This window comes from Pantoea sp. GABEPS69 (assembly GCF_045780835.1).
Lineage (GTDB): Bacteria > Pseudomonadota > Gammaproteobacteria > Enterobacterales > Enterobacteriaceae > Pantoea > Pantoea septica.
Window position 1 is genome coordinate 3,486,307 of record NZ_CP118618.1, and the last position, 25,228, is coordinate 3,511,534.

23 protein-coding genes are annotated in these 25,228 nt (G+C 62.6%); 14 read left to right on the forward strand and 9 right to left on the reverse strand.

The window, feature by feature from the left end; genetic code table 11:
* Position 1: 1 nt before the first annotated feature.
* Positions 2-466 (forward strand): YbaK/EbsC family protein, encoded by a 465-nt coding sequence (locus PVE98_RS17015; RefSeq protein WP_033749384.1) that lies wholly within the window; start codon positions 2-4, stop codon positions 464-466.
* On the opposite strand, the gene PVE98_RS17020 is transcribed toward PVE98_RS17015, so the two are convergent.
* The 4 genes from PVE98_RS17020 to PVE98_RS17035 all read right to left on the reverse strand — a co-directional run bounded on the left by PVE98_RS17020 (position 463) and on the right by PVE98_RS17035 (position 5,364).
* Positions 463-1,683 carry an MFS transporter gene (locus PVE98_RS17020; protein ID WP_096072538.1) on the reverse strand — a complete coding sequence of 407 codons (1,221 nt, stop codon included), beginning with the start codon at positions 1,681-1,683 and terminating at the stop codon, positions 463-465. The genes PVE98_RS17015 and PVE98_RS17020 overlap by 4 nt on opposite strands.
* Before the next feature lie 195 nt (positions 1,684-1,878).
* A complete protein-coding gene (locus tag PVE98_RS17025; RefSeq protein ID WP_033749382.1) occupies positions 1,879-2,865 on the reverse strand; it encodes a nucleoside hydrolase in 987 nt (328 codons plus the stop codon).
* The gene (locus PVE98_RS17030) at positions 2,862-3,851 is read right to left on the reverse strand and encodes a LacI family DNA-binding transcriptional regulator (RefSeq protein WP_051905596.1); all 990 of its coding nucleotides are present in this window, start codon (positions 3,849-3,851) and stop codon (positions 2,862-2,864) included. The genes PVE98_RS17025 and PVE98_RS17030 overlap by 4 nt, the downstream gene beginning before the upstream one ends.
* 124 nt (positions 3,852-3,975) lie before the next feature.
* Positions 3,976-5,364, reverse strand: coding sequence for an MFS transporter (locus tag PVE98_RS17035; RefSeq protein ID WP_096072537.1), 1,389 nt, complete (start codon positions 5,362-5,364; stop codon positions 3,976-3,978).
* Positions 5,365-5,940: 576 nt separating this feature from the next.
* Here PVE98_RS17035 and PVE98_RS17040 point away from each other — a divergent pair.
* Positions 5,941-6,495 carry a histidine phosphatase family protein gene (locus PVE98_RS17040; RefSeq protein WP_096072536.1) on the forward strand — a complete coding sequence of 185 codons (555 nt, stop codon included), beginning with the start codon at positions 5,941-5,943 and terminating at the stop codon, positions 6,493-6,495.
* On the opposite strand, the gene PVE98_RS17045 is transcribed toward PVE98_RS17040, so the two are convergent.
* The gene (locus PVE98_RS17045) at positions 6,488-7,441 is read right to left on the reverse strand and encodes a YncE family protein (protein ID WP_333620440.1); all 954 of its coding nucleotides are present in this window, start codon (positions 7,439-7,441) and stop codon (positions 6,488-6,490) included. The genes PVE98_RS17040 and PVE98_RS17045 overlap by 8 nt on opposite strands.
* A 429-nt stretch (positions 7,442-7,870) precedes the next feature.
* Here PVE98_RS17045 and PVE98_RS17050 point away from each other — a divergent pair, with 429 nt between their 5' ends.
* On the forward strand, positions 7,871-8,890 hold the full coding sequence (locus PVE98_RS17050) for a glycosyltransferase family 32 protein (protein WP_096072534.1): 1,020 nt from the start codon (positions 7,871-7,873) through the stop codon (positions 8,888-8,890).
* On the opposite strand, the gene PVE98_RS17055 is transcribed toward PVE98_RS17050, so the two are convergent.
* Positions 8,864-9,781: a LysR family transcriptional regulator gene (locus PVE98_RS17055; protein WP_407568599.1), complete on the reverse strand. Its 918-nt coding sequence runs from the start codon at positions 9,779-9,781 to the stop codon at positions 8,864-8,866. The two genes, PVE98_RS17050 and PVE98_RS17055, sit on opposite strands and share 27 nt — an antisense overlap.
* Before the next feature lie 186 nt (positions 9,782-9,967).
* Between PVE98_RS17055 and PVE98_RS17060 the strand changes: the two genes are divergently transcribed.
* Positions 9,968-10,357 carry a tautomerase family protein gene (locus PVE98_RS17060; protein WP_033749377.1) on the forward strand — a complete coding sequence of 130 codons (390 nt, stop codon included), beginning with the start codon at positions 9,968-9,970 and terminating at the stop codon, positions 10,355-10,357.
* Between the two features lie 199 nt (positions 10,358-10,556).
* A complete protein-coding gene (gene opgB, locus PVE98_RS17065) occupies positions 10,557-12,848 on the forward strand; it encodes a phosphatidylglycerol--membrane-oligosaccharide glycerophosphotransferase (protein WP_096072533.1) in 2,292 nt (763 codons plus the stop codon).
* 1 nt (position 12,849) lies between these two features.
* Here opgB and PVE98_RS17070 read toward each other — a convergent pair whose 3' ends face one another.
* Complete coding sequence (locus PVE98_RS17070) at positions 12,850-13,563, reverse strand: GNAT family N-acetyltransferase (RefSeq protein ID WP_096072532.1); 714 nt, start codon at positions 13,561-13,563, stop codon at positions 12,850-12,852.
* 87 nt (positions 13,564-13,650) lie between these two features.
* Between PVE98_RS17070 and PVE98_RS17075 the strand changes: the two genes are divergently transcribed.
* From PVE98_RS17075 to yfaU, 5 genes are all read left to right on the forward strand, one after another.
* Positions 13,651-15,111, forward strand: coding sequence for a PLP-dependent aminotransferase family protein (locus PVE98_RS17075; protein ID WP_096072531.1), 1,461 nt, complete (start codon positions 13,651-13,653; stop codon positions 15,109-15,111).
* Between the two features lie 154 nt (positions 15,112-15,265).
* Positions 15,266-16,048 carry an IclR family transcriptional regulator gene (locus tag PVE98_RS17080; protein WP_096072530.1) on the forward strand — a complete coding sequence of 261 codons (783 nt, stop codon included), beginning with the start codon at positions 15,266-15,268 and terminating at the stop codon, positions 16,046-16,048.
* A gap of 13 nt (positions 16,049-16,061) precedes the next feature.
* Positions 16,062-17,264 (forward strand): L-rhamnonate dehydratase, encoded by a 1,203-nt coding sequence (rhmD, locus tag PVE98_RS17085; protein ID WP_407568524.1) that lies wholly within the window; start codon positions 16,062-16,064, stop codon positions 17,262-17,264.
* Positions 17,265-17,315: 51 nt separating this feature from the next.
* A complete protein-coding gene (locus PVE98_RS17090) occupies positions 17,316-18,605 on the forward strand; it encodes an MFS transporter (protein WP_096072528.1) in 1,290 nt (429 codons plus the stop codon).
* 13 nt (positions 18,606-18,618) lie between these two features.
* Positions 18,619-19,419: a 2-keto-3-deoxy-L-rhamnonate aldolase gene (yfaU, locus tag PVE98_RS17095; protein WP_096072527.1), complete on the forward strand. Its 801-nt coding sequence runs from the start codon at positions 18,619-18,621 to the stop codon at positions 19,417-19,419.
* Here the strand turns inward: yfaU and PVE98_RS17100 are convergent.
* Positions 19,413-20,483 (reverse strand): LacI family DNA-binding transcriptional regulator, encoded by a 1,071-nt coding sequence (locus PVE98_RS17100; RefSeq protein ID WP_096072526.1) that lies wholly within the window; start codon positions 20,481-20,483, stop codon positions 19,413-19,415. The genes yfaU and PVE98_RS17100 overlap by 7 nt on opposite strands.
* A 195-nt stretch (positions 20,484-20,678) precedes the next feature.
* Here PVE98_RS17100 and PVE98_RS17105 point away from each other — a divergent pair, with 195 nt between their 5' ends.
* The 4 genes from PVE98_RS17105 to PVE98_RS17120 all read left to right on the forward strand — a co-directional run bounded on the left by PVE98_RS17105 (position 20,679) and on the right by PVE98_RS17120 (position 24,296).
* The gene (locus tag PVE98_RS17105) at positions 20,679-21,491 is read left to right on the forward strand and encodes an ABC transporter substrate-binding protein (protein WP_033749372.1); all 813 of its coding nucleotides are present in this window, start codon (positions 20,679-20,681) and stop codon (positions 21,489-21,491) included.
* A 72-nt stretch (positions 21,492-21,563) separates the two neighbouring features.
* On the forward strand, positions 21,564-22,376 hold the full coding sequence (locus tag PVE98_RS17110) for an amino acid ABC transporter permease (RefSeq protein ID WP_096072525.1): 813 nt from the start codon (positions 21,564-21,566) through the stop codon (positions 22,374-22,376).
* 8 nt (positions 22,377-22,384) lie between these two features.
* Positions 22,385-23,146 (forward strand): amino acid ABC transporter ATP-binding protein, encoded by a 762-nt coding sequence (locus PVE98_RS17115; protein WP_033749370.1) that lies wholly within the window; start codon positions 22,385-22,387, stop codon positions 23,144-23,146.
* 37 nt (positions 23,147-23,183) lie between these two features.
* The gene (locus tag PVE98_RS17120) at positions 23,184-24,296 is read left to right on the forward strand and encodes an FAD-binding oxidoreductase (protein WP_096072524.1); all 1,113 of its coding nucleotides are present in this window, start codon (positions 23,184-23,186) and stop codon (positions 24,294-24,296) included.
* 252 nt (positions 24,297-24,548) lie between these two features.
* Here the strand turns inward: PVE98_RS17120 and PVE98_RS17125 are convergent, their stop codons facing one another.
* Complete coding sequence (locus PVE98_RS17125) at positions 24,549-25,058, reverse strand: RcnB family protein (RefSeq protein ID WP_033749368.1); 510 nt, start codon at positions 25,056-25,058, stop codon at positions 24,549-24,551.
* Positions 25,059-25,228 lie beyond the last annotated feature (170 nt).

Here is a 25,228-nt window from a genome sequence, read left to right on the forward strand (position 1 = left end):
GATGAGCCTGGAGTCGGTACGGCAGTTTTTCGCCGAACACGCACCTGATATCGACATTATCGAGATGTCGCAAAGCACCGCTACCGTGGAGATGGCGGCGCGCGTTCACGGCGTTGCGCCGGGACAGATCGCCAAAACGCTGTCGCTGAAAGTTAAGGACGAGGTGGTGCTGATCGTCACGCGCGGCGATGCGCGGCTCGATAACCGCAAGCTGAAAGCGGCGCTGGGCGCTAAAGCGCGCATGCTGAGCGTCGATGAGGTGGTGAACTGGACCGGCCATCCGGTTGGCGGCGTCTGCCCGTTCGGGCTGGAAAATCCGCTGAAGGTATACTGCGACGAGTCGCTGCGCCGCTTCGACGAAGTGCTGCCCGCCGCAGGCGCCGTCCATAGCGCCGTGCGTATTACCCCACAGCGCATGGCCGAGCTGACGCAGGCGCAGTGGGTAGACGTGTGCGAAGCGCTCTAGTGCGTCGGCTTCGACACCGCGCCTGATATTTCGATGCCGCGCGTTTCGCGGCCGAAGGCGACAAACAGGCAGATTAGCACTGCTACCGTACCGGCGACGATGGCCATCCCCAGACCGTAGTTGCCGTTATGCGCCTCGGCGATGCGCGACTGCAGCGTAGCGTTGACCGAGGCGATCAGATTGCCCAGCTGATAGACGAAGCCCGGCAGCACCGCGCGCGCGTTGGCGGGCACCAGCTCGGTGAGATACGTCGGCACCACGCCCCATGCGCCCTGCACCATAAACTGCATCAGAAACGCACCCAGCCCAATCGCCCAGGAACCGCTGGAGAAGGCCCAGAGCGGCAGCACCGGCAGCGCCAGCAGCGACGCCAGCATAATCGCCTTTTTACGCCCGATACGCTCCGACAGCGCGCCGAAAAAGACGCCGCCCAGCATCGCCGCGATGTTGTAGCTGATGGCGATCAGGCTGACGGTGTGTGCGTCGAACTGATGCTGCACCTTCAGGAAGGTGGGATAGAGATCCTGAGTGCCGTGGCTGAAGAAGTTGAAACAGGCCATCAGCAGCACCAGGTAGAGACACATTTTCCAGTGCTGGCGGATGATCGGCAGCAGCGCGCTGCTCTCCTGGCGCTCGCGCGCCGCCAGCCAGACCGGCGACTCCGGCACTTTGAAGTAGATAAACGGCAGCAGCAAAATCGGCAGCGCGCCGATCAGGAACATGCCGCGCCAGCCTACCGCGTCGAAAAAGAGCCCGAAGATCACCGAGGCCAGCAGATAGCCGCACGGATAGCCCGCCTGAAAGATGCCGGACATCAGCCCGCGCGAGCGGTCGGGAATGGTCTCCATCGCCAGCGACGAGGCGACGCCCCAGATGCCGCCCATCGCCACGCCGTAAATAATGCGAAAGCCGAGAAAGGCGCTGAAGCTCGGCGACCAGGCGGAGAGCAGCTCAAACAGGGAAAACAGCACGATATTGAGCATCAGAATCGGCCGACGGCCATATTTTTCCGCCAGCCGTCCAAACAGCAGCGCGCCGATCGGGCGCACCGCCAGCGTCAGCATAATCGCGATCGACACCTCTGAAACCGAGGCGTGAAAGTATTGCGCGAGGTCGCTTAAAACAAACACCAGTATAAAAAAGTCAAACGCGTCCAGCGTCCAGCTGGCGAAGCTGGCAAACGCCACATTCCGCTGGGTCGGGGTCCAGTTAAACATAAACGTATCCTGTCAGTGCCATTCGGATAAAGGTCCGAAAGAAAGAGGCGTAACCGCCGAGACGGTTACGATACTGTTAACGTTTTGTTTATAGCACTTTGCTAAACGCGAGCGCGTTCAAATGCTGGCATCCCTGACGTCAGGATGTAACTAAGGGTGTCGGCGCATGTCACGTCGAGGGAATCGTCCTGAGGATTAGCGTTTCAGCTGCGTCAGGGCCTGTTCGAGGATTTCCAGCAGCAGCGCGTTATCGACGTGGTGCAGCACATGGACCAGCGCGCCGCTGTCGACAGGGATGCCGACGTCGACGCGCAGCGGCGTGCGGTAGCGCCAGCTTTTGCCGCGCGTCGCGCCCGGACGCAGTTCGATATCCACGCGGTAGTCGGTGCCGTTCGCCACGCGCTGATTCAGCAGCCAGGCGACCACCAGCGCGTCATGGATCCAGCTGCCCGGCAGATTGCGGGTGCGGATAGAGTAATCGATCCACGGACGCAGCGTGTCGCGCACGAAATGAGAGAGCGGATGATCGCTGGCGGTGATGCGTGACAGATCCTGATGGGTCAGCAGCGTCTGCGTGGTCACGTCCATCGGCGCCAGCGTGATAGCCGCGCCGCTGTGTAGCACCTGATGCGCCGCCTCGGGATCGAGACCGAAATTGGTATCTTTGATGTAGTCGTCCAGCGCGAATACGCCGCCCATCACCACAATCTCCGCCACCGCTTCCGCCATCGCCGGATAGCGCTGCAGCGCCATGGCTACGTTGGTCAGCGGGCCGAGCGCCACCAGGGTAATTTCGCCGGGGTTGTCGCAAATCAGTCTGCCGATGGCCTCGGCCGCATCGTAGCCATCCGCTGCCATCGGCTTTGGCGCGCGCACGCCCTGCCACAGCCTGACCATATCGAGCTGCTCTACGCGGTTATCGAGCGCCGCGCGCCAGGGCGCATGATCCTCTTTCAGCGCCTGAGCGGCGCCCTGCACCACCGGAATGGCCGAGCCGAGGCGCGTCAGCAGATCTTTCGTTACCTGCGCGCCGATGTCGCTCGGCGTATTGCCTGCGACGGTGGCTATCAGCTCCACCGACAGCGCTGGCGAAGCAAGGGCCAGCGCGAGCGCCAGACCGTCGTCGGTATTGGCGCCGGGGATGCCGTTGCCCGGATCGCAGTCAATAATCACTCTTTTCATGTTGTCGTCGCGTTGGTTTTAATGTGCGGCGTACAGCCGCAGGATTCGCCGATTTCAAGGTAGTGCGGAAACTCATGCAGCTTCGCCTCGCCGTCCCAGTTTTGCAGCATGCCGATGGCGCAGCGCGCCATATCCCGCAGCGGCTGGCGCACGGTGGTTAAGGTCGGCACATGGAAAGCGGACTGATCGGTGCCGTTGAAACAGACCAGCGCCACATCCTGCGGCACGCGAATGTTGTGCTCGGAGAAAGCGCGAATCGCGCCGATCGCCTGCCCTTCGTTACTGGCAAACAGCGCGCGCGGCGCGCCGGGACCGGCCAGCATGCGCTGCGCCGCTTCGTAGCCGCCCTGCCGCGTATAGCTGGCGGGAAAGATCAGCGCCTCATCGACCGGCGTCCTGTGCGCCGCCATCGCATCGCGCCAGCCCTGAATACGATCCTGCGCGTTAAGCATCTCCAGCGGCCCGCTGATGATGCCGACCTGCCGATAGCCGTGGCTGAGCAAATGGGAGGTGACCTGAAATGCCGCCTGTCGTTCATCGACGCGCAGCATGCTGACGCCGGGCTGCGGCTCGACGCGATCCAGCATGACAAACGGGGTGCCGCTGGCCTGAATCACGTCGATATAGGGATGGCGGTCGACGCTGTTGTAAAACAGGCCGTCGACCTGACGGTTCAGCAGGCTGTGGATCAGCTCCAGCTCACGCTGGCGGTCGTCGCCCGCGTCGCCGAGCAGCATCACGTGACCATGATCCAGCGAGGCCTGCAGCAAAACGTGCGCCATAGAGGCGACGAAAGTATTGCCGATATTCGGCACGATCAGCCCATAGGTTTTGGTGCTGCCCGACGCCAGGGCGCGCGCCACGCCGTTGGGGCGATAGCCGGTCAGTCGGATGGCCTCCAGCACGCGCTGACGCGTGCTTTCCGCCACCGGACGCGGACCGTTGTTGATGACGTAGCTGACCACCGCCACCGATGTGCCGGCCATTTTTGCCACGTCGCTGCGTGTGACTTTGCCTGACGGCTGTTTCAAGCTTTTAGCTCCCGATGTAAACACGAAAGGCCGTGAATCATCACGGCCTGCTCGTTAGCGTGCGGGAAGCGACGCCGCACTAGATGGCGTCTTCCGGCAGATTGAGATCGCGCCCTCGCGTCTCTGGCGCGACAAAGGTCGTGAAGAAACCGATAGCCGCCATCGCGGAGAAGTAGACCGCTATCGGCCACCAGTGACCGCTCCAGGAGAGCATCGCTGCCGCCAGCAGCGGCGCGGTGCCGCCCGACAGAATCGAGCCCAGCTCTTTGGCTACCGCCATTTTCGTATAGCGATGTTTAACGCCGAACAGCTCTACGCCCCACGCGGCCTGTACCCCGTAGATGCCGAGCGACGCCAGCGCCATGCCGACCACAATCACCGGAATCACGATGGCCGGTTCGCGGCTGTCGAGCAGATAAAAGGCAGGCCAGGCGTAGAACATCAGCAGCAGGCAAAAGCCGCGATAGGTGATGCGGCGGCCGAAGCGATCCGAGAGCCAGCCCGCCAGCGGGATCACCGCAAAGCCCAGCACCGAGGCGATAAAGACCGCCGTGGTCGGCACGGATTTATCGACCATCAGCACCTTCGCCACATAGCCGACCATAAAGCCCTGCGCCAGATAAGAAGGGCCGTTTTCGCCGATACGCAGGCCGACCAGCGTCCAGAAAGCGCGCGTGCGCGTCCAGAATCCGCGTGCGTCCGTCGCCGGCTGTGCGTCGCGCGTCGCGGCGCGTTCCGCTTCCAGCTCCTGCTTTCTGCGCTCGAACACCGGGGTTTCGCGCAGATGGCGACGGATCCAGAGCGCCGCCAGGGCGATCAGCACGCTGCTGAGGAAAGGAATGCGCCATCCCCAGGCCAGCAGGCTCTCTTGATCCATCTGCACCACCGCCAGCCACACCAGCGCGGCGAGCAGCGTGCCGCTGTTGGAGCCTAAAGCAATCACCGACGAGACCAGCCCGCGCCGCTCGACCGGCGCATATTCGCCCAGCATGACCGTACCGCCGGAAAGCTCCGCGCCGGCGCCCAGCCCCTGGGTAAACCGTAACAGCACCAGGCAGGCAGGCGCCCAGACGCCGATAGCGGCGTAGCTGGGGATCAGGCCGATCAAGGTAGTGGAAGCGCCCATCAGAATAATGGTGATGACCATGACCGTTTTTCGCCCTTTGCGATCGCCGATCCAGCCGAACAGCACCGCGCCGATAGGACGCGCGATAAACCCGACCGACCAGGTGGCGAAGCTGGAGAGCAGCGCCATCGCAGGCGTCGCCTGAGGGAAGAAAACATCGCCGAAGATAATGCCCGCCGCCAGGCCATAGAGCGCGAAATCCGCATACTCCATCGCCGTGCCGAGCCAGCAGGATAAGGTGGCGCGCCAGAAATCTTTGCGCCCGGAAGAGGTGGTCAGCCGCTCATCGGCGGCGGAGTGCAAACGCGTGGAATCGCGCTCAACGGAGTGTTGTGCCGTCATACCATTTCCCTGTTTCAGTGATCGTGAACGCCCTTCCGTGGGACGGTTCTTTGATGGCAATCAGAACTCCCCGGGTGGCGATGTACTGGTTGGCTAACCCTTGTTGCGGTCAGTAAAGGATTCCCTGGTGTTGGAATCTCTGACTTTGCCTGCTCTGCCGATGTTAATCATCGGTCGTTTAAAAGCAGGCAAAGCACTAAACCTACTGGGCCTTTCTCGCATCGTCCGCCGCGAGTAATCACTGAGGGCCAGTTTATCTACGCGCGTAGATAAATCAAGTAAATTTAGCCATAACTGTTAAAAATCATACAGCTCCGCAAGGGTTTAAAACCAATTTATCTATATAATACATAAACTTAACATAAATTGACCGCGCATAATTCAATCAGTGTCATTTGATACTTAACATTTTCCCTTAATAATACCTGGCCGTAACCTGTTAAAGCGCAGCGCACAGAGTTATCGCCTGGAAACATGACGGGGGGATGACAGCCTCGGCTGTTTCGTCAGGTTAAGTCAGGTTTTAACATTGCGCTGCTTTGCATTAGGCTAAGAGAAGAACGAAGCAGGAGTCCTATGACCATTATCTTGATGCGACACGGCAAGCCGGACCATCGCGCCGCCGGTCGGCTCAGCGCCCAGGGCCTGGCCGACTGGTGCGAGGCGTATGACATGGCGCCGGTGTGCGACATGCCACCCGAGCGCAGCCTGACCATCGCACGTCAGGCGTCGGTGATCGTCTGCAGCCCGCTGCCGCGCGCGCGCTCTTCGCTGACGCGGCTCGGCCTGCAGCCGATCCACGTCGATGCGCTGTTCAGCGAAATCTCGGTTCCGCTGATCGCCTCGCGCCGCCTTGAAATGCCGGCTGCACTTTGGCTGGCGCTGCTGCGCATGCTGTGGCTGTGCGGCTATGCAGGCGAAAGCGAGTCGCTGCTGCGGGCACGCGAACGCGCCGCGCGCGCCGCCGATCGGCTCATTACGCTGTCGGAGCAGGGCACGGTGCTGCTGCTCGGCCATGGCCTGATGAATAAAATGATCGCGCGCGAACTGCGCAAGCGCGGCTGGCAGGCGGAAAAACACGCCAGCAGCCGCCACTGGAGCTCCGCGATCTATCACCGCCCTTTTATCTGACCAGATCGAAAAAGCTCAGCACCTCGCAGCCGGTGCCGACGCGCGGCGTGGCGATAACGCGATTCTGCGCCAGATCGACCACGCTTAAGGTGCCGTCACCTTCATTGGCGATCAGCAACTGCTGATTATCGGGGCTAAAACAGCCGTCCATGGGTTTGTTTCCTACCGGAATATCGCCCAGCGGATTGAGCAGATCGTCGAACAGCGTAATGATCGGCTCGCCATCGCCTATCGCCACCAGCCGCTCGCCGTTCGCGCTGAAACGCACCACCTGACAAGGTTGCTGGTGTCCCGGCAGCGCCAGCCGCTGGCGCACGCGGTGGCTCTGGCGGTCGATAACGTAGAGATAAGGCGCATCCGCCGCGCTGGCCACCAGATAGGGGTGCTTCGGCGACGCCGCGATGCCGGCGATAGGGCTTGGCAGCAGTATCGTATCGATCACCCGCCCTTCCGCTTCGCACAGATCCACCACGGTAATGCTGGCGTCCTCTTCATTTTCGGTAAACAGCTTGCGGCCGCTGGGCGAGAGCGTCAGGCGGTGAGCATTATGCGAAGGAACGGGAATGGTTTTTTCCACGCGGTCGGTCGCCGGATCGATTACCGCCACCGCCGCGCTGCTTTCGCAGCAGAGATAAACCTTGCCGTCGCGCCCCAGCTGACCGCTATGCGGCGCGCGCAGCGGCGAAAGATCGATAAAGCCGCTGATTTCGCGCTTCGCCAGATCGATTACCGCTACTTTGTGGCCCGGATGCGGATTGTCGCCGTGCGCGCCATCGCCGTAGATCGGCACATAGGCTTTTTGCCACGCCGGCAGCATCAGCAGCTCATGCGGACGCGGCGGAAAAGCGTTGAGCTCGCGCTCGACGGCAAAGGTCTCGGGATTGAGAAACAGCACGCGATTGCCTTGCTTATCGACCGCCAGTAATCCGCGGGTGGGTTCAGACATAGCGACTCCTTTTCTCAGTAAGCCTTCCTTAAGCGTAGACAACTGCGCTTATGCCACCATCCCCGGATGAATACATCAGCACGGTTAAACAAGCGCCATAATCCCCAGGCGCGATGAAATAATCAGCCAGCCCCTGTTATTTCTGCAGCGCAGAGATAAAAACCAGGATTATCTTTAGCCGCGACGATAAATAAAGAGATAAATCGGCTTATTTAAATATAAGGCAGACGGTAAGGCGATAATCGACAATATGGCCTGCCGCTTTCCGGATTATCTGAAATTCAGCAAAAGTCGTAGCGCGCATATAAATAATGCTTTATTAAACTGATGAAGAGATTTTATACACAGTCGTGAGGAGATGAATGCGCGCGCTGCGCTACGCCTCACCGGGGAAACCTCCGCCGCAATAATCAAAATAACAGGTGCCTCATGAATCCATACCGTCAACATCCTGCACACTCTCTCTGGCGCAGCTGGAAACGCGTCTCTTTCAGCAGCCAAATGCTGTGGCAGAAGAAAAAGCATCGCGCCCTCTCCGCGCCGGAATATGATGCCAGCCAGGAGGAGAATCTGGTGATCCTCTCCGCCGAGAAAGCGCCTGCGGCGATCCCGAAAACCATCTGGATGGTCTGGCTCGACGACCAGTTGCCGCCGTCGCTGCGCCTGAATATCAATCAGCTGCGTCAGGATAATCCCGACCACACGCTGCATCTGGTGACGCAGAGCACGCTGGCGCAGTGGCTGCCGGAGATGACGTTTATCTCCGCCGATCTGACGTCAGCGCATAAAAGCGAAATTATCCGGCTGGAGCTGCTGCACCGCTTCGGCGGCATCGGCATCGACTGCGGCACGCTGTTATTTGAGAAGCTCGACTGGGTGCACCAGGTTCAGCAGGATAAGCCGATGGACGTTATTGGCTATTATCGCGAGAACAGCACGCTTAATTTCCTGTCGCCGGTTATCGAAGGCTGGTTTATCGCCGCCGCGCCGGGCAACGCCTTTATTCGCGAATGGCTGAAGCAGCTGGCGCCGGTTAAAAATCTCGGCGTGCAGAACTATATTAACGATCTGAAGAAGCGCGACGACTATCCGCTTATCGTGCAGAAAATTCACCACCCGGCGCAGGCGGTGCTGTCGCTGGCGCAGCAGGTGGCGGTAAAAGAGTATCGCCGCGTCAATTTCCACTTACGCAAAGCGGACGCCAACGCCTGGTTTTATCAGCAGCTGCACGCTGGCAACAGCGACGCGTTCGCCTGTTCGGTGCTGTTTCGTCAGCGGCCGCAAACCCCGCCGCCCATTATCCGCCTGAGCGGCGACGAGCGGCTGCACCTCGACTTTAACCTGCGTATCGGCCTCTATAACCGCGCCAGCCTGCTGGGCGAAATGATGCAGACGCCGACGCGCCCGACGCTGGCGCTGCCGTCAGGCGTCGACAAAGCGCGCGCGTAGCCAGTGCGTAAAGGTTGTGACCGCGCGCGGCACCTGCGCGGCGTACGGCCTGACGATCCAGAGCGTCTCCGCAAAGGCCTCCACGGCTCGCCAGCGCGGCAGCACCTGCCGCAGCGCGCCGCGGGCGAGCGCCTCGCGGGCGCTGAAGTCCGGCAGCATGGCGATGCCCAGCCCCTGTAGCGCCGCATCGCGTATCGATTCGCTGTTGTTGGTGGCGAAACTGCCCTGCACGCTCACCTGCACCCGCTCCTGCGCCGCGTCGACAAAGGTCCAGCGCGGGGTTTCCACGCCGCGCGGATAGTATAAGCAGTTGTGCTGCGCCAGCTGATGCGGCGTCTGCGGCGCGCCGTGCGCCGCCAGATAGCCCGGCGAAGCCACCAGCAGCGTGCGCGTCTCGCACAGCGGCAGCGCGACGTGGGTGTCCGGCAGCGCGCTGCTGTGGCGAATCGCCAGATCGAACCCTTCGCTGCTGAGCGAGACGAGGCGATCCGTCACGTCGAGCTGCAGCCGGATGTGCGGCCAGGCGCGCAGAAAATCCCCGACGATCGGCACCAGCTGCTGGCGCGCAAACGCCACTGGCGCGGTGACTCTCACCAGCCCGCGCACCGGTCCGGCGGCGTCGCGCACGCCGAAGAAGCTCTGCTCGATACGCGCGAAAGGGTCGCGCAGCTCCTCCACCAGCTTTTCGCCTGCCGCCGTCAGCCGGACGCTGCGCGTGGTGCGCTGCACCAGCGCCGTACCCGCCGCCTGCTCCAGCTCTTTAATCCTCTGACTCATCGCCGCTTTGCTCACCTCGAGCCGCTCCGCCGCGCGGGTAAAGCTGCCCTGCTCCGCCAGCACCAGCAGCCAGTGCAGATGGATCCAGAGCGCGTCCGTTTTTATCTCTTTCATCATGCATTGTTCACTATATTGAATAATCAATTCAGCAGGGGCGCTTTTTCTTTGCCGTTTAAAAGGTCAGGATAACGGTCACAGCAACGCACTGCCAGCGCCGGTATGCGGGCCATCTTACCTGCATCAGCACGCTGTCAGCCAACGTACAGCATACCTAAATGATGCCCTCAACAGGAGAAACCGATGCCGCTACTGCAATTCGACGTGATCCAGGGACGTTCCGAATCTGAACTGCGCACGCTGCTGGACGCGGCGCACCGCGCAGTGCTGACCGCCTTTCAGGTGCCGGAACGCGACCGCTATCAGATTGTTCACGAAAACAAGGCTTACCAGATGGTTTTCCAGGATACCGGCCTCGGCTTTAGCCGCAGCGATAATCTGGTGATGGTGCGCGTCTATACCAGCCCGCGCAGCGCCGAACAGAAACAGCGCTTTATGGCGGAGCTGGCGCGCGAGCTGCGCGAAAGCTGCGGCGTGCAGGGCCAGGATCTGATGATCAGCTTTATTACCAATGACAAAGGCGACTGGAGCTTTGCCGACGGCGAAGCGCAATACCTTACCGGTCGGCTTTGATTTCCCGCCATTTTTCTCCGCTATCAGCGACGACCAGCGCGGTCGTCGCCTGCTTTTCTCTCTGAAAGATTACCCACTGCACAATTCTGACGGCATATGTTGCAGCGCTATGACAGCCATTATAGATTGACGCCAGTCTGTCTATGCTCATCGCGGGCTGCGCAGGAAGCGCTCATTCACTTCAAGAGAGGATTTGACGTTGTCCGAATGTGTTTCAGTGGCGCTGTTCCTGGCGGCCATTGCCGTTTACTCGTGGAAAGCCGGTCGCCATAAGCTCTGGTTTTCCTTTGTGCTGCTTCTGCTGGTGCTGTTCGTTCTGCTCAACGCCACGCTCTTCGCCAGCAACTACTTCACCGGCGACGGCATCAACGATGCGGTGCTCTATACCCTGACCAACAGCCTGACCGGCGCGGGCGTCAGTAAATATGTGGTGCCCGCTCTCGGGCTGCTGCTGCTGCTCTTTTTGCTGATCTGCCTGCTGAGCTGGCTGCTGCGCCGCCACGAGCGGCCGCACCATCTCGGCTGGAGTTTGCTGGCGGTGGCCTGCGCCGCCGGCTCGGTACAGACCACGCCTGCCTTTCGCCAGGTCGCCAGCCTGGTCGCCTCGCACACCCGGCTGGCGGACTCCGACTTCGACAGCTACTACAAAGTGCCGCAGAAGGTCATCAACAATCCGCAGCTCAATCTGGTCTATATCTACGGCGAAAGCCTGGAACGCACCTACTTCGATGAGCAGGTTTTCCCCGGCCTGACGCCGGAGTTGAGCCAGCAAAAGGCGCAGAGCCTGGATTTCAGCGACACCGTGCAGCTGCCCGGCACCGACTACACCATTGCGGGCATGGTCGCCTCGCAGTGCGGCATCCCGCTGTTCGCGCCCTTCGACGGCAACGCCTCCGCCGCGCTCTCCAGCTTCTACCCGCAAAACGTCTGCCTCGGCGATATTCTGAAAAATTCCGGCTATGAGAACTGGTTTATTCAGGGTGCGGATCTGCGCTTTGCCGGTAAAGATATCTTTTTGAAATCGCACGGTTTCGATGCCGCTAACATGGTGGGCTCGCAGGAGCTGAAAGATCGCGTCGCCGATCCCGCCTACCGCAACAACTGGGGCTACTACGACGATACGGTGATGGATGAGGTATTCGAGAAGTATGAGGCGCTGTCGCGCCAGCAGAAACGCTTCGCCCTGTTTGCTCTGACCGTGGATACGCACCATCCCGACGGCTTCGTGTCGCGCAGCTGCCAGCGTAAAAGCTACAGCTACGAGGGCAAGCCCAACCAGTCGTTCAGCGCGGTGGCCTGTTCGCAGGAGCATGTGGCGCGGCTGATCGCCCGCATCCAGGCGTCCCCTTACTTTAAAAACACCGTGATCGTAGTGACTTCAGATCATCTGGCGATGAACAACACCGCCCATCAGTATTTGATCAAGCAGCCGCGCCGCGATCTCTTTATGGTGATCCGCGGCGATCGGCCGCAGGCAGAGGTGATCGATCGGCCGCGCAGCACGCTGGATAACGGCGCGACGGTGCTCGATATCCTCGGCGGTGATAAGGCGATCGGCCTCGGCCGCAGCAGTCTCGCGGGCGCGACGCTGGCAGGCCAGCTCACCGATTTTCAGAGCCATATCAGCCGCTGGAAGGCGGATATCATTCAGCTGTGGAACTTCCCGAAAAAGCTCGATCGTTTCGTTATCGATACGGCGAAAAACAGCTTCAGCTTTTCCGGCGCGACGTTCCGGCTGCCGATTTTGTTCCGCGTCGCCGAGAACCACGTCGAGCCGCTGCCGGAAGGAGAATATGCCGCGCCGCTGCGCTACCAGCTGGCGGACTTCACCGCCAGCGAGAAGTTCGTCTGGGTCGATCGCTGCTTCCGTATGGCGCGGCTGTGGCAGCCGGATCTGGCGCTCTCCACCGACTTCTGCGTGGCGATGGGGCAGCTTGGCGGTCAGCCGAGCGTCGTGCGCATTGATAAAGCGCAGTGGAAAGGACAGGCGCAGTTTCCGCAGACGGCACTGAGCCCGGCGAACTACCAGCTTAATGAGTCGCTGCTGCGCGTTGAAGATAACGATATTCGCTACGACGCCGACCGCTTTCTGTTCGCGGTGCCGGGCGCGCCGGCCAGCGTGAAGCGGTTCAGCGGCATTTCGCGCTGGGAAAACTGGGGCCGCTGGTCCAACGCCAACCTGGCGCCGGAGGTTAAGATTGAATATGTCGATCCGCTGCCCGCGCGCTTTGACCTGGTGATCACCGCGCGCGCCTTCGGGCCCAACGCGCACCGCCCGATTCCGGTGCGCGTCGGCGATCGGGAGCAGCTGCTGACGCTGGGCGAAGAGCTCTCCACCACTACCCTGCACTTCACTAATCCGGCAGGCGAGCATACGTTGACCATCGCGCCGCCGGAGCCGCAGCAGAGCAATCTGGGCAATATTACCGGCCAGGATCCGCGTCGGCTGGGCATCGGCATGGTGGATATTCGCATCGTGCCGCAGAGCTAGATCAGGGGCGCTGGCGCAGCGCTTCCAGCGTTTCGCGCTGCTGTCCGTCGGCCCCGAAGTTATCCGCCGCCAGCCAGCGCGTGAAGCCCTGCTTCACCTGCGGCCATTCGCTGTCGATGATCGAGAACCAGTGGGTATCGCGCGTGCGGCCGCGATAGACGATCGCCTGACGGAACTCCCCTTCATACTGAAAACCGAGTCGGGCGGCGGCGCGGCGCGAAGGCGCGTTCAGGCTGTCGCACTTCCACTCGTAACGGCGGTAGCCGAGCTGTTCGAAGGCGTAGCGCATCAGCAGAAAGTGCGCTTCGGTCGCCTGGCGCGTGCGCTTCAGCAGCGGCGAAAAGGCGACGTGCCCGACTTCGATAACGCCATGCTCGGGCGCGATGCGCATCAGCGCCAGCGTGCCTACGGCGCGCCTGCTCTCAAGATCGATCACCGCGAAGTGCAGCGGATCGCAGCTGCTTTCCATCTGCTGCGCATAGCTGAGCCATTCCGCCTCGTTGGCAAAGGGACCGGCGAACAGATAGGTCCAGTCGCGGCCATCCGGCGCCAGCGCATAAGCGTGGCGCAGCGCGTCGCCGTGCTGCGCCACGCTTAACGGCTCAAGACGACAGTAGCGGCCCTCCAGCGTTTCGCGCTGCGGCAGCGGACGCGGCTGCCAGTCCGTTAACGGCTGGCCGACCGGCTGGCCATATTCATTGGTGGTGTGCGACATAGCATCTCCTTGTTGTGGTCACCTGAGCGTGCCGCTTTTCTGGTAGGCTAAAAAGCTCCACGGCCTAAAAGAATGATGGATCCACGCATGCCCGACGTCCGTTCGACCTCGCCCGTCCAGTTGCTCTCCGCCCCGCTCGCTCTGCGCGGCGGCGAAACCCTGCAGCAGCAGCTCTGCCAGCGCGTAAAGCGCGCGATTCTCGCGGGCCAGCTTCCGGCGGGCACGCGCCTGCCCGCGACGCGCCAGCTGGCGCAGGATCTCCAGGTGTCGCGCAATACGGTGATTAACGCCTGGACGCAGCTGCAGGCGGAAGGCTACCTGATTAGCGATCGCCAGGGCAGCCGCGTCAGCCCGATTGCGCTGCCCGCACAGGCCGCCGATGACGTCGGCAGCCAGGCGCCGGTGGCCGAGCGCGTGGCGATGCTGCGCTCCGGCCATCGCTACAGCAGCGAAGAGATGCCGCTGCGCGCCGGGGTGCCCGCGCTGACGCACTTTCCCTTCGCCGCGTGGCGACGCGCCCTTAACCGCGTGCTGAACGACACGCCGCAGCGGCTGCTGGGCTATGGCGATCCGCTGGGCGAGATAGCGCTGCGCGCGGCGCTGGCGCAGCATCTCAGCCTGACGCGCGGCGTGCGCTGCCAGCCGCAGCAGATCGTGATTACCGAGGGCGCGCAGCAGGCGCTGTCGCTCTGCGTCACCCTGCTCAGCAACCCTGGCGATACCGGCTGGGTAGAAGATCCCGGCTATCGCGGCGCGAAAGCCGCCATGCTGGCAGGCAACCTGCGCGTGCAGGCGGTGGCGGTGGACGAACAGGGATTAGCGCCCGATGAGCGGCTGTGGCAGAGCGCCCCGCCGCGCCTGATCTTCTGCTCGCCGACCCACCAGTACCCGACCGGCGCGGTAATGAGCGCGGCGCGCAGGCTGGCGCTGCTCGCCCAGGCGCAGGCGCATCAGGCGTGGATTATCGAGGATGACTACGACGGCGATTTTCGCTACATCGGCGAGCCGATCGGCGCGATGCAGGGCATGACGCCCGGCGCGCCGGTTATCTATATCGGATCGTTCAGCAAGACGCTGTTTCCGGCGCTGCGGCTAGGCTTTATGGTGCTGCCCGCCACGCTGGCGACGCCGCTGCGCCCGGCGCTGCACGAGCTGCTGCGCGGCGGCAATCGCCTTGAGCAGCAGGCGCTGGCCGCCTTTATCGCCAGCGGCGACTTCACGCGGCATCTCAGCAAGATGCGTCGGCTTTACCGGCAGCGGCAGCAGACGCTGCGGCAGGCGCTGCAGGAGACGCTGGGCGAGCAGGTTCCGCTGCTGGGCGGCGAGTGCGGCATGCATCTGGTGCTGCGGCTGGCGGACGAGATCGACGACGTCGCGCTGGCGGCGCAGCTGTGGCAGGCGGGCTACGCGCCCGCCGCGCTCTCCAGCTACTGCGCGGAGGAGACGCCGCTGCGCGGGCTGGTGCTGGGCTACGGCAACACCAGCGGCGCGCAGCTTAAGGCGGGCGTGCGGCAGATTGGTCGGCTGCTGGCGCGGGCGTCGCGTTAAGTCCAGCCCGCTGTACTGCCAGCGCGGCGCATCTCACACTCTGCGCGTCGCGCGCGCAACCACCCTGTCCTGACCAGGCTTCTTTGAAGCTGCTCACGTTTCCCGATCGCTGATTTACCAACACTGCCTCCAGATAATCAGACTGGAGTCCAGCATGCTGGAAATAACACCTGTACCCGCACTGACGCGCGGCATTGCCATCCTGAACTTTATCGCCCAGCACGGCCCGTGCAGCGCGGCCGAGATTATCGACGGTCTGAATCTGCCAAAGAGCAGCGCCTATCTGCTGCTGGCCGAGCTGAAGAAGCAGCGCCTGATCACCGTCGATCGCAACGATCACTACCGCCTGTGGACACGGCTGGTGGAGTTTGCCGGGCATGCGCTGGAGAAGATGGATATCCGCGAAATCGCGCGTCCGCGCCTGACGCGGCTGATGCAGGAGAGCAATCTGCTCTGTCATCTCGGCATCATCGACGGCGGACACGCCTGCTACATCCTGAAGCTCGAGTCCCCCGCCACTATCAGCGTACGCTCCCATGAGGGCAAAAGCCTGTCGCTGCACCGCTCCGGTATCGGTAAATGTTTGCTCGCCTGGCAGCCCGCCGAAGAGCAGGCGCACATCATTAGCCAGCTGCGCTTTGTCGCCGTCACGCCGACCTCGATTCGTAGCGCAGAAGGGTTGCTCGCCGAGCTGGCGCATATCCGGCGTCAGGGCTGGAGCTTCGATAACGGGGAAGATTATCCCGACGTGCGCTGCGTCGCGGCGCCGATTTTCGATGCCCGCCGCCAGTTAGTCGCCGCGATCTCGCTGGTCGGCACGCGGCTGCAGATCGACGACGACAACCGCGACTATCTCGCAGGCCGGGCGCTGGCCTGCGCACGCGATATCTCTTACGCCCTGGGCTGGCGCAGCCCGGCGGAATCTTTCGCTTCTTAATCTGGAGAATGCTATGACCTTGCCAAAAATCAAAACCGTCCGCGCCTGGTTTACCGGTGGCGCCACCGCAGAGAAAGCGGCTGCGGGCGCCGACTATCACGACCAGGCTGGCGGCCACTGGATCGACGATCATATCGCTACGCCAATGAGCAAATACAAAGCCTATGAGCAGTCGCGCCAGTCGTTCGGCATCAACGTGCTCGGCACGCTGGTGGTAGAAGTCGAGGCTGACAATGGCCAGACCGGCTTCGCTATCTCTACCGGCGGCGAGATGGGCTGTTTTATCGTGGAAAAACATCTGAACCGCTTTATCGAGGGGCGCTGCGTCAGCGATATCAAACTGATTCATGACCAGATGATGAACGCGACGATGTTCTATTCCGGCTCCGGCGGCGTAGTGATGAACACCCTTTCCTGCGTCGATCTGGCGCTGTGGGATCTCTTCGGCAAGGTGACACAGCTTCCGGTCTATCAGCTGCTGGGCGGCGCAGTACGTGATGAGCTGCAGTTTTATGCGACAGGCGCGCGTCCCGATCTGGCGCAGGAGATGGGCTTTATCGGCGGCAAGATGGCGGTGCAGTGGGGGCCGCACGACGGCGACGAAGGCATTCGCAAAGAGGCGGCGCGTATCGTCCACTATCGCGAAGCCTGCGGCCCCGACTTCTGGTTAATGCTCGACTGCTGGATGAGCCAGGATGTTAACTTCGCGACCAAACTGGCGCACGCCTGCGCGCCCTACAACCTTAAGTGGCTGGAGGAGTGTTTGCCGCCGCAGCAGTATGAAGGCTATGCGCAGCTGAAACGCCAGGCGCCGCCAGGCATGCTGATCACCAGCGGTGAGCATCACGGTACGCTGAGCTCGTTCCGCACCCTGGCCGACACCGGCATCGACATCCTGCAGCCGGACGTCGGCTGGTGCGGCGGACTCACCACGCTGGTGGAAGTGGCGGCGCTGGCGAAATCGCGCGGCCAGCTGGTAGTGCCGCACGGCTCGTCGGTCTATTCGCATCACGCGGTGATCACCTTTACCAACAGCCCGTTCAGCGAGTTTCTGATGACCAGCCCGGACTGCAGCACGCTGCGCCCGCAGTTCGATCCGCTGCTCATCAATGAGCCGGTACCGACGCACGGCCGGCTGCACAAGTCGGCGCTCGACAAGCCCGGCTTCGGCGTCGAGCTCAACCGCGACGGCCTGAAACGTCCCTATACCCACTAAGTGCGCAGGCTGCGCGGCAGCCTGACGCCTGACCCTGCTACGAGGATCGCGATGATGAACAGCCTTGTGCAACAGGCGGTGCGGAAAAACCGCGCCCGGTTAATTCCTTTTATGCTGATGCTTTACGTGCTGGCGTTTCTCGACCGCGCCAATATCGGCTTCGCCAAAGAGGCGTACCAGCTCGATACGGGACTGAGCAACGAGGCTTATGCGCTGGGCGCGGGCATCTTCTTTGTGGTCTATGCGCTGTTCGGCGTGCCCGCCAATCTGTTGATGCGCCGCTTCGGCGCGCGCAGCTGGATTGGCGGCACTACGCTGCTCTGGGGCGTGCTCTCCGCGGCGATGGCGTTTGCCGACAGCGAAGCTAAATTCCTGCTGGTGCGTACCCTGCTTGGCGCGGCCGAAGCGGGCTTTTTCCCCGGCATGATCTATCTCACCTCGCAGTGGTTTCCGCAGCAGCAGCGCGCCAGCGTAATGGGCCTGTTTTATATGGGCGCGCCGCTGGCGCTGACCTTCGGCTCGCCGCTTTCCGGCGCGCTGCTAGAGATGCACGGCTTTCTCGGCCATCCGGGCTGGTTCTGGATGTTTATGATCGAGGGGCTGATGGCGGTCGCCGCCGGGGTGTTTACCTTCGCCTGGCTCGACAACAGCCCGGCACAGGCCCGTTTCCTGAGCCCTGAAGAGAAAACGGCGCTTCAACAGCAGCTGGAGAGCGAGGAGCGGCAAAAGCCCACTGCGCGGCTGCGCGACGCCCTGCGTCAGGGACGCGTCTGGCATCTGGCGCTGATCTACATGACCATTCAAATTGCGGTCTATGGCCTGATTTTCTTTTTACCCTCGCAGGTCGCTGCGCTGCTGGGCACCAAAGTGGGCTTTATCGCCTCCGTGGTGGCCGCTATTCCGTGGGTCGCGGCGCTGTTCGGCACCTGGCTGATCCCGCGCTACGCCGATCGCAGCGGCGAACGCCGCCGTATCGCGGCGGTGACGCTGTTGGCCGCCGCCACAGGTATCGGCGTTTCCGGGCTGGTTTCGCCGGTGCTGGCTATCGTAGCGCTGAGCGTGGCTGCTGTTGGTTTTATTGCCGTACAGCCGGTGTTCTGGACCATGCCGACGCAGCTGCTTTCCGGCAGCGCGCTGGCGGCGGGCATCGGTTTCGTCAATCTGTTTGGCGCGGCAGGCGGCTTTCTCGCGCCGCTGATCCGCGTCAATGCCGAATCGCTGTTCAACAACGGCAGCTCCGGGCTGCTGGTGCTCGCCGCTATCGCCGCCGCAGGCGCGCTGATGATTTTCGGCCTGAACCCCGACTCTCGCGTTGCGCTGGCATCGCAGGCTAAACATTAATTCTGGAGGCACCATGCAGGATCCCTTACATAACCCGTTTAAAGCTGGTCTGGCACGCGGCGAAACCCAGCTCGGACTCTGGCTGAGCAGCACCTCTTCCTATCTGGCGGAGATCGCCGCCACCAGCGGCTATGACTGGCTGCTGATCGACGGCGAGCATGCGCCGAATACGGTGCAGGATCTTTACCATCAGTTACAGGCGATCGCGCCCTACCGCAGCCAGCCGGTGATCCGGCCGGTGGAGTTTCAGCAGGCGTTGATTAAACAGGTGCTGGATATCGGCGCGCGTACGCTGCTGGTGCCAATGATCGATACGGCCGAACAGGCGCGCGCGCTGGTCGCGGCGACGCGCTATCCGCCAGCCGGCACGCGCGGCGTCGGCGCGGGCGTGGCGCGGGCGGCGCGCTGGGGACGGATAGAAAACTATATGGCGCGCGCGAATGAGGAGCTCTGCCTGCTGATCCAGGCGGAGAGCAAAACGGCGATTGATAACCTCGATGCGCTGCTGGAAGTCGAGGGGGTAGACGGCATCTTTATCGGCCCGGCCGACCTCTCCGCCTCGCTGGGCTATCCCGATAACGCCTCGCATCCGGAAGTGCAGCAGGTTATCGAGCAAAGCATCCGCCGCATCCGCAAGGCGGGCAAAGCCGCCGGCTTCCTGGCGGTTGATAGCGCAATGGCGCAGCGAGCGATTAGCTGGGGCGCGAACTTTGTCGCCATCGGCGTTGATACCATGCTCTACACCGATGCGCTGGATCGCCGGCTGGCGCAGTTCCGCCAGCAGGCCTCAGGCGCGCCGCGCAGCAGCTACTGAGCGGGCGCGGCGATGGAGTGCCGCAAGATAAGCTCGGCACCGAAAGCGGGCAGCGGTCCGACGCGCTCGCCGCGAATATCGGCGATCAGGCGGCGCGCCGCTTCACGGCCCATCTCATAGACCGGCTGCGCCACCACCGTCAGCGGCGGCGCGACGATTTCGCTCCAGGGAAAGTTGTCGTACATGATAAAGGAGAGATCCTGCGGAATGCGCAGTCCGCGCTGCGCCACGGCGCGCAGCAGCGACATGGCAACCAGGCTGTCCGAGGCGATAATCGCGGTCGGCGGCGCGGCGCGCTGCCACAGCGCCTCGACGATGCGCGCAATCTGCGCGTCGTCGCCGGCGTTCGCCTGGATCAGCGACGTATCGTAGTCCCGACCGGCCGCCGCAAAAGCGTCCATGATGCCGCTGACGCGCTGCGCCACCGGCGTCAGACCAAAGTCCGCTGCGTCGCGATATGCGCCCTCCAGCTCCATGCTGGTGATGTAGGCGATGCGCTCGTGCCCGGCCGCCAGCAGCCGCTGCGTCGCCTCGCGCGCCACGGCGGTGAAATCGCAGCAGATCGCTTCGACATCGAGGCCAATGACCGCGCGATCGAACAGCCGGAGCGCGCGTCCCTCTTCCAGCACCTGCAGCAGATGACCATTTTTTTCGCGCGCCGAGTGGCTGGGCGCGACGATGATGCCGTCGACCCGTTTTTCCAGCATCACGCGCACCGCATCCTGTTCGGCCTGCAGTTTCTCGTCGCTGTTGCCCAGCAGCAGATGAAAGCCCGCCTGGCGCGCCACGTCGGCCATGCCGCGCAGCGCCAGCCCGAAGTGCGGGTTCTCAATATCGCCGACGATCACCCCGATAGTGTTGGAGCGTCCGGTGTTCATGGTGCGCGCCACCTCGTTGGGCCGGTAGCCCAGCGCCGCCGCCGCCTGGTTGACTCGCGTCTGGACCTCTTCGCTGACGGCGCCGTAACCGCCGAGCGCCCTGGCCGCCTGCGCTTTCGATACGCTGGCCGCCCGGGCGACGTCGGCGACGGTGGGCGCTTTAATGCGTGCTTTCTGGTTGGTCATAATTAATTCGAATCACAGGTTGATGACAGAGAGATTGACGTCGAAAAAAGGCTGTGCTTAAACTCATTGTATCGCCTTGAGACCGGTCTCACAACAACTGTTCTCTTGTCGTTACCTGCGTTGAGACCGGTCTCATAACACTATTATTACCGGCTCAACCGTCTCTGATGTTTAACCTGCAAAAACGGATGAGCTATGAAATCGCCAATTCACCTGAGCGCCCTGTGCGGCGCCGCAATCGCACTCTGTTCGTTCTCCTTTAGTACGCTGGCGGCCAGCAGCGATAACCCCTACGGCCTGCTGGAACCGGGCCACCTGCGCATCGCCAGCGTGGGCGATTCCAAACCCTATACCTTCACCGACGCCAGCGGCCAGTTCACCGGCTTCGACGTGGAGTTCTTTAAAAACGTGGCGCACCGCATGGGCATCGATCAGGTCGATTTCGTCGGGCAGGATTTCTCCGCCATCCTGCCCGCCGTCGCCAACGGTCAGTTCGATGCCGCCGTCGCCGCCATCGGCATCACCCCGGCGCGCGAAAAGACCGTGGACTTTTCTACCGGCTATCTGGCGGGCTACCTGACGGTGCTGACGCGCAGCGACAGCGGCGTGAAGAACGTCGAGACGCTGGCGAAGCGCCGCCTTGGGGTGATTCAGGGCACGCTGCAGGAGAGCTACGCGGTGCAGCACTTCACCCAGACCGACCTGGTGCGCTTTCCCGACAATAACGCCGCCGTCTCGGCGCTCAACAACGGCACGCTGGACGCGGTCTTCCTCGACTACGAAGCCGCCAAAAGCTACGCCGCGCGCTTCAAGCTGATCTCCGCCGCCGATATTCCGTCGTTCGATGCCCCGGCGGGCGTCGCCATCGCCAAAAACAAACCGGCATTCAAGGCCGCGCTCGACAGCGCCATCAAGGCCGCCATGCAGGACGGCACCTGGAAACAGCTCTATCAGAAGTGGTTTCCCGGCTCGCCGATGCCAGAGCAGTATCTGCCTGGCGGACAGTAGTGCGTGAGCGCTAAGCGTTCAGCTTTTTACCGGTGACGGCGCGCCCGTCACGCGTACCCGTGGAGTACGGCGATGGATCTTCTGACAATGCTTTCCCGCACCTTCTTTGACTTCGCCTCAATGAAGGAAGTACTGCCGCAGCTGCTGGCGACCGGGCTGGTCAACACCCTGATCATCTCGATCGCCTCTACGCTGCTCGGCACTCTGTTCGGCCTGCTGCTGGCGCTGATGGGCATTTCGCCGTCGCGCTGGCTGCGGTTGCCGGCGCGTATCTACACCGATCTGTTTCGCGGCCTGCCGTCGATTCTGACCATTCTGCTGATTGGCCAGGGTCTGGCGCGCTTCAGCTATCAACTGTTCGGCCCGACGCCCTATCCGCTCGGCATCTTCGCCCTCAGCCTGATCGCCAGCGCCTATATGGGCGAGATTTTTCGCGCCGGCATTCAGAGCGTCGAGCGCGGACAGATGGAGGCGTGCCGCGCGCTCGGCATGAGCTACGGCCGCGCCATGCGCCAGGTGGTGATCCCGCAGGGCATCCGCCGCGTGCTGCCTGCCATCGTTAACCAGTTTATCGCCATTATCAAAGACTCATCGCTGGTCTATCTGCTCGGCCTGATGACCGGCCAGCGCGAGCTGTTCCGCGTCGGTCAGGACGCGGCGGTGCTCAGCGGCAACCTGTCGCCGCTGATGCTGGCCGGGCTGTTCTATCTGATCATCACCGTGCCGCTGACCCACGCGGTAAACGTGATCGACGTGCGCTATCGCACCGGCCGTCGGCGTCTTACCGCGCCGCAGAGCGGCCTGAAAGAGGTCGAAGAAGTGCAAAAGCGCCCCGAGGGCGCGCTGACCGCACAACCCTTAACCGGCAATCGGGGGCAATCATGAGCGTTGCAATGAAACTGAGCGAGCCGCCCGCTGCGGCGAGCTGGAAAGGGTCGAGCCTGGAGCTGCGCGATCTGTCGCTCTCCTATGGACCGATCGACGTGCTGCGCGGCGTATCGCTGCGTATCGCGCCCGGCAGCACCACCTGCATTATCGGGCCGTCCGGCTCCGGCAAATCGACGCTGCTGCGCGGCATCAACCGCCTGCATGAACCCAAATCGGGCGACGTGCTGCTGGCGGGACGCTCGGTGCTGCAGGACAAGCCCGATGCCCTGCGGCTGCGCATCGGCATGGTGTTTCAGCACTTCAACCTCTTTCCCGACCACAGCGCGCTGGAGAACGTGGCGCTGGCGCCCTGGAAAGTAAAAGGCCTGCCGAAGGCGCAGGCGATGGCGATTGCGCGCCAGCGGCTTGAGGAGGTGGGCTTAGGCCAGCGCGCCGATCACCGCCCGCGCGATCTCTCCGGCGGCCAGCAGCAGCGCGTGGCGATCGCCCGCGCGCTGGCGATGGATCCTGAGGTGATGCTGTTTGACGAGGCGACGTCGGCGCTCGATCCCGAGCTGGTGAAAGGGGTGCTGACGCTGATGGCCGATCTCTGTCGGCGCGGCATGACCATGGTGGTGGTGACCCATGAGATGGGCTTCGCGCGCAAGGTCGCCGATCAGGTGGTGTTTATGGACGAAGGCGAGATTGTCGAGGCGGGCCCGCCCGCCGCGCTGTTCGATGCGCCGCAGTCGCCGCGCCTGCAACGTTTTCTGTCGGAAGTGCTGTAGGCCCTTCCCCTATTCGAACTGAACAAGGAACTGAATCATGGCATTAGAAGATCTGCGTCGCGTAGTGGTACTGGGCGGCGGCGCGCTGGGCGTCTCCAGCGCGCTGCATCTGGCGAAACGCGGCGCGGCGGTCACGCTGGTGACCGAGGCGGCGCTCTGCTCCGGCGCCTCCGGCCGTTCGCTCTCCTGGCTTAACTCGGCGGGCGAGCGCTCTCTGCCCTATCACGCGCTGCGCATGGCGGGCATCGACCGCTACCGCACGCTGTTCGCCGCCGATCCGACGCGCGACTGGCTGCGCTTCGACGGCGGCCTGTTCTGGGCGGCGGACGACCAGAGCGGCACGCGTGCGCGGCATGCGTATGAGAAGGCGCACGGCTACGACTCGCATCTGGTGACGCGCAGCAGCCTGGCGCAGGCCGACGCGCAGGTCGAGGGCGCGGCGCTGGCGCAGGAGGCGATCTTTAATCCTGGCGAAGGCTGGGTCAGTTTGCCGCACCTGGTAGCGTATCTGGCGCAGCAGCTGCGCGCGCTGGGCGGCGAGATCGTCGAGCACGCCGGAAAATGCGAGGTGCTGCGCGACGGCTCGCGCGCCAGCGGCGTCAGGCTGGCGAGCGGGGATCAGCTGCGCGCCGACGCGGTGCTGGTCGCCTGCGGCCCGGCAACGCCCGACGTGGTCGCGCCGCTCGGCGTCACCATTCCCAACGGCTCGCCCGTGTCGATGCTGGTGATCACCGAGCCGGGCGCGCACGGGCTGAAGACGGTGCTGAACACGCCGCGCGCGGCGGTGCGTCCCAATCCGGGCAACACATTTGCGCTGGATCACGACTGGTATGAAGAGGATATTCAGCAACAGGCGGACGGCAGCTACGCCATTGATGAGAGCGTGGTAGCGCAGCTCGCCGCCGAAGCGAGCCAGTTAGTGAAAGGCGAGCCGCTGCGCGCCGCCAGCTGGAAGCTGGGGTTAAAACCGATCCCCGGCGACGGCGAGCCGGTGTTTGGCGAGCTGGAGAGCGTGCCCGGCTGCTTTGTCGCCTTTACCCACTCCGGCGCCACCCTGGCGCTGATTGCGGGTGAGCTGCTGGCGGAAGAGATCGTGACCGGCGAGAAGCAGCCGATGCTGGCGAGCTTCCGGCCGGAACGGTTCGCATAAAAAAAGCCGGTCGCGTGACCGGCTTTATCCAACTGACAATATCCACAAGCAGGTGAGATGGCTCGAAGAGCAAAGCGTCCCGCGACAAGGACAAAAACGCCGGGAGCGTTTTTGAACAACGCAGCGCGTTGGCCCGTTTACGGGGGCCCCTCAGGGATGAGGGGCGTAATCGCGCGGGTCGAGCTGGCAGGGATGCCGTTTTTGCGTCTTTGCGATCGAGCCTTCTCACCTGCATAAGCTTGCATTGCGCGCTTAGCCGCGATAGTAGATATCGCCAGACTCCGCTTTCAGGATTTTGCCGACGTCGTTGGTGATCAACAGATAGTTGCCGCCGATATAGGTCCAGTGGCTGCCGGTTTCCGGCGCGGGCAGGTTACGCTTCTGCCACTCGACGATGTTGTAGGATTTGTCGAGATACTGCTGCGGCACGTTGTCGCCGATTTTGAACTCTTTATAGTCGATGATGATGCGGTTGAGATCGTATTTCGACTGCGCCTGCGGAGTGCCGGCGTTCGCATCCGGCGCGGGGGACGGGGTGCTGCCCGCTTCCGGCTCTTCGGCGTTTGGTCCCAGCGGCGGCTGACCGCTGCTGTCGGTGGCGTCGCCCTGCTGCGGCTGCGCATCGGCTGGCGCCTGCTGCTGAACCTGCGGCGGCGGCGGAACGGTATCGGCGGCCTCGCCTTCAGCCTGTGCGGCGGGAACAAGGCTCAGGGAGCCAAACAGTAATCCCGCTAAAAAGAGTGCGTTTTGAGTCCTGCGCATAATGTTTTCCACGTTGATTAATTTTGTTAAGAGTAGATCAGGATAAAGACAATCTGTACAGCCTGTCAGTTCCGTAGCAGAGCAGGAAAGGTTCTAATTACAGTTCTCTGTCGGGATAAACCCTCACACCAAAGCAGGTTTCTGCTGGCGCGACTGAACAGAGAAACTGC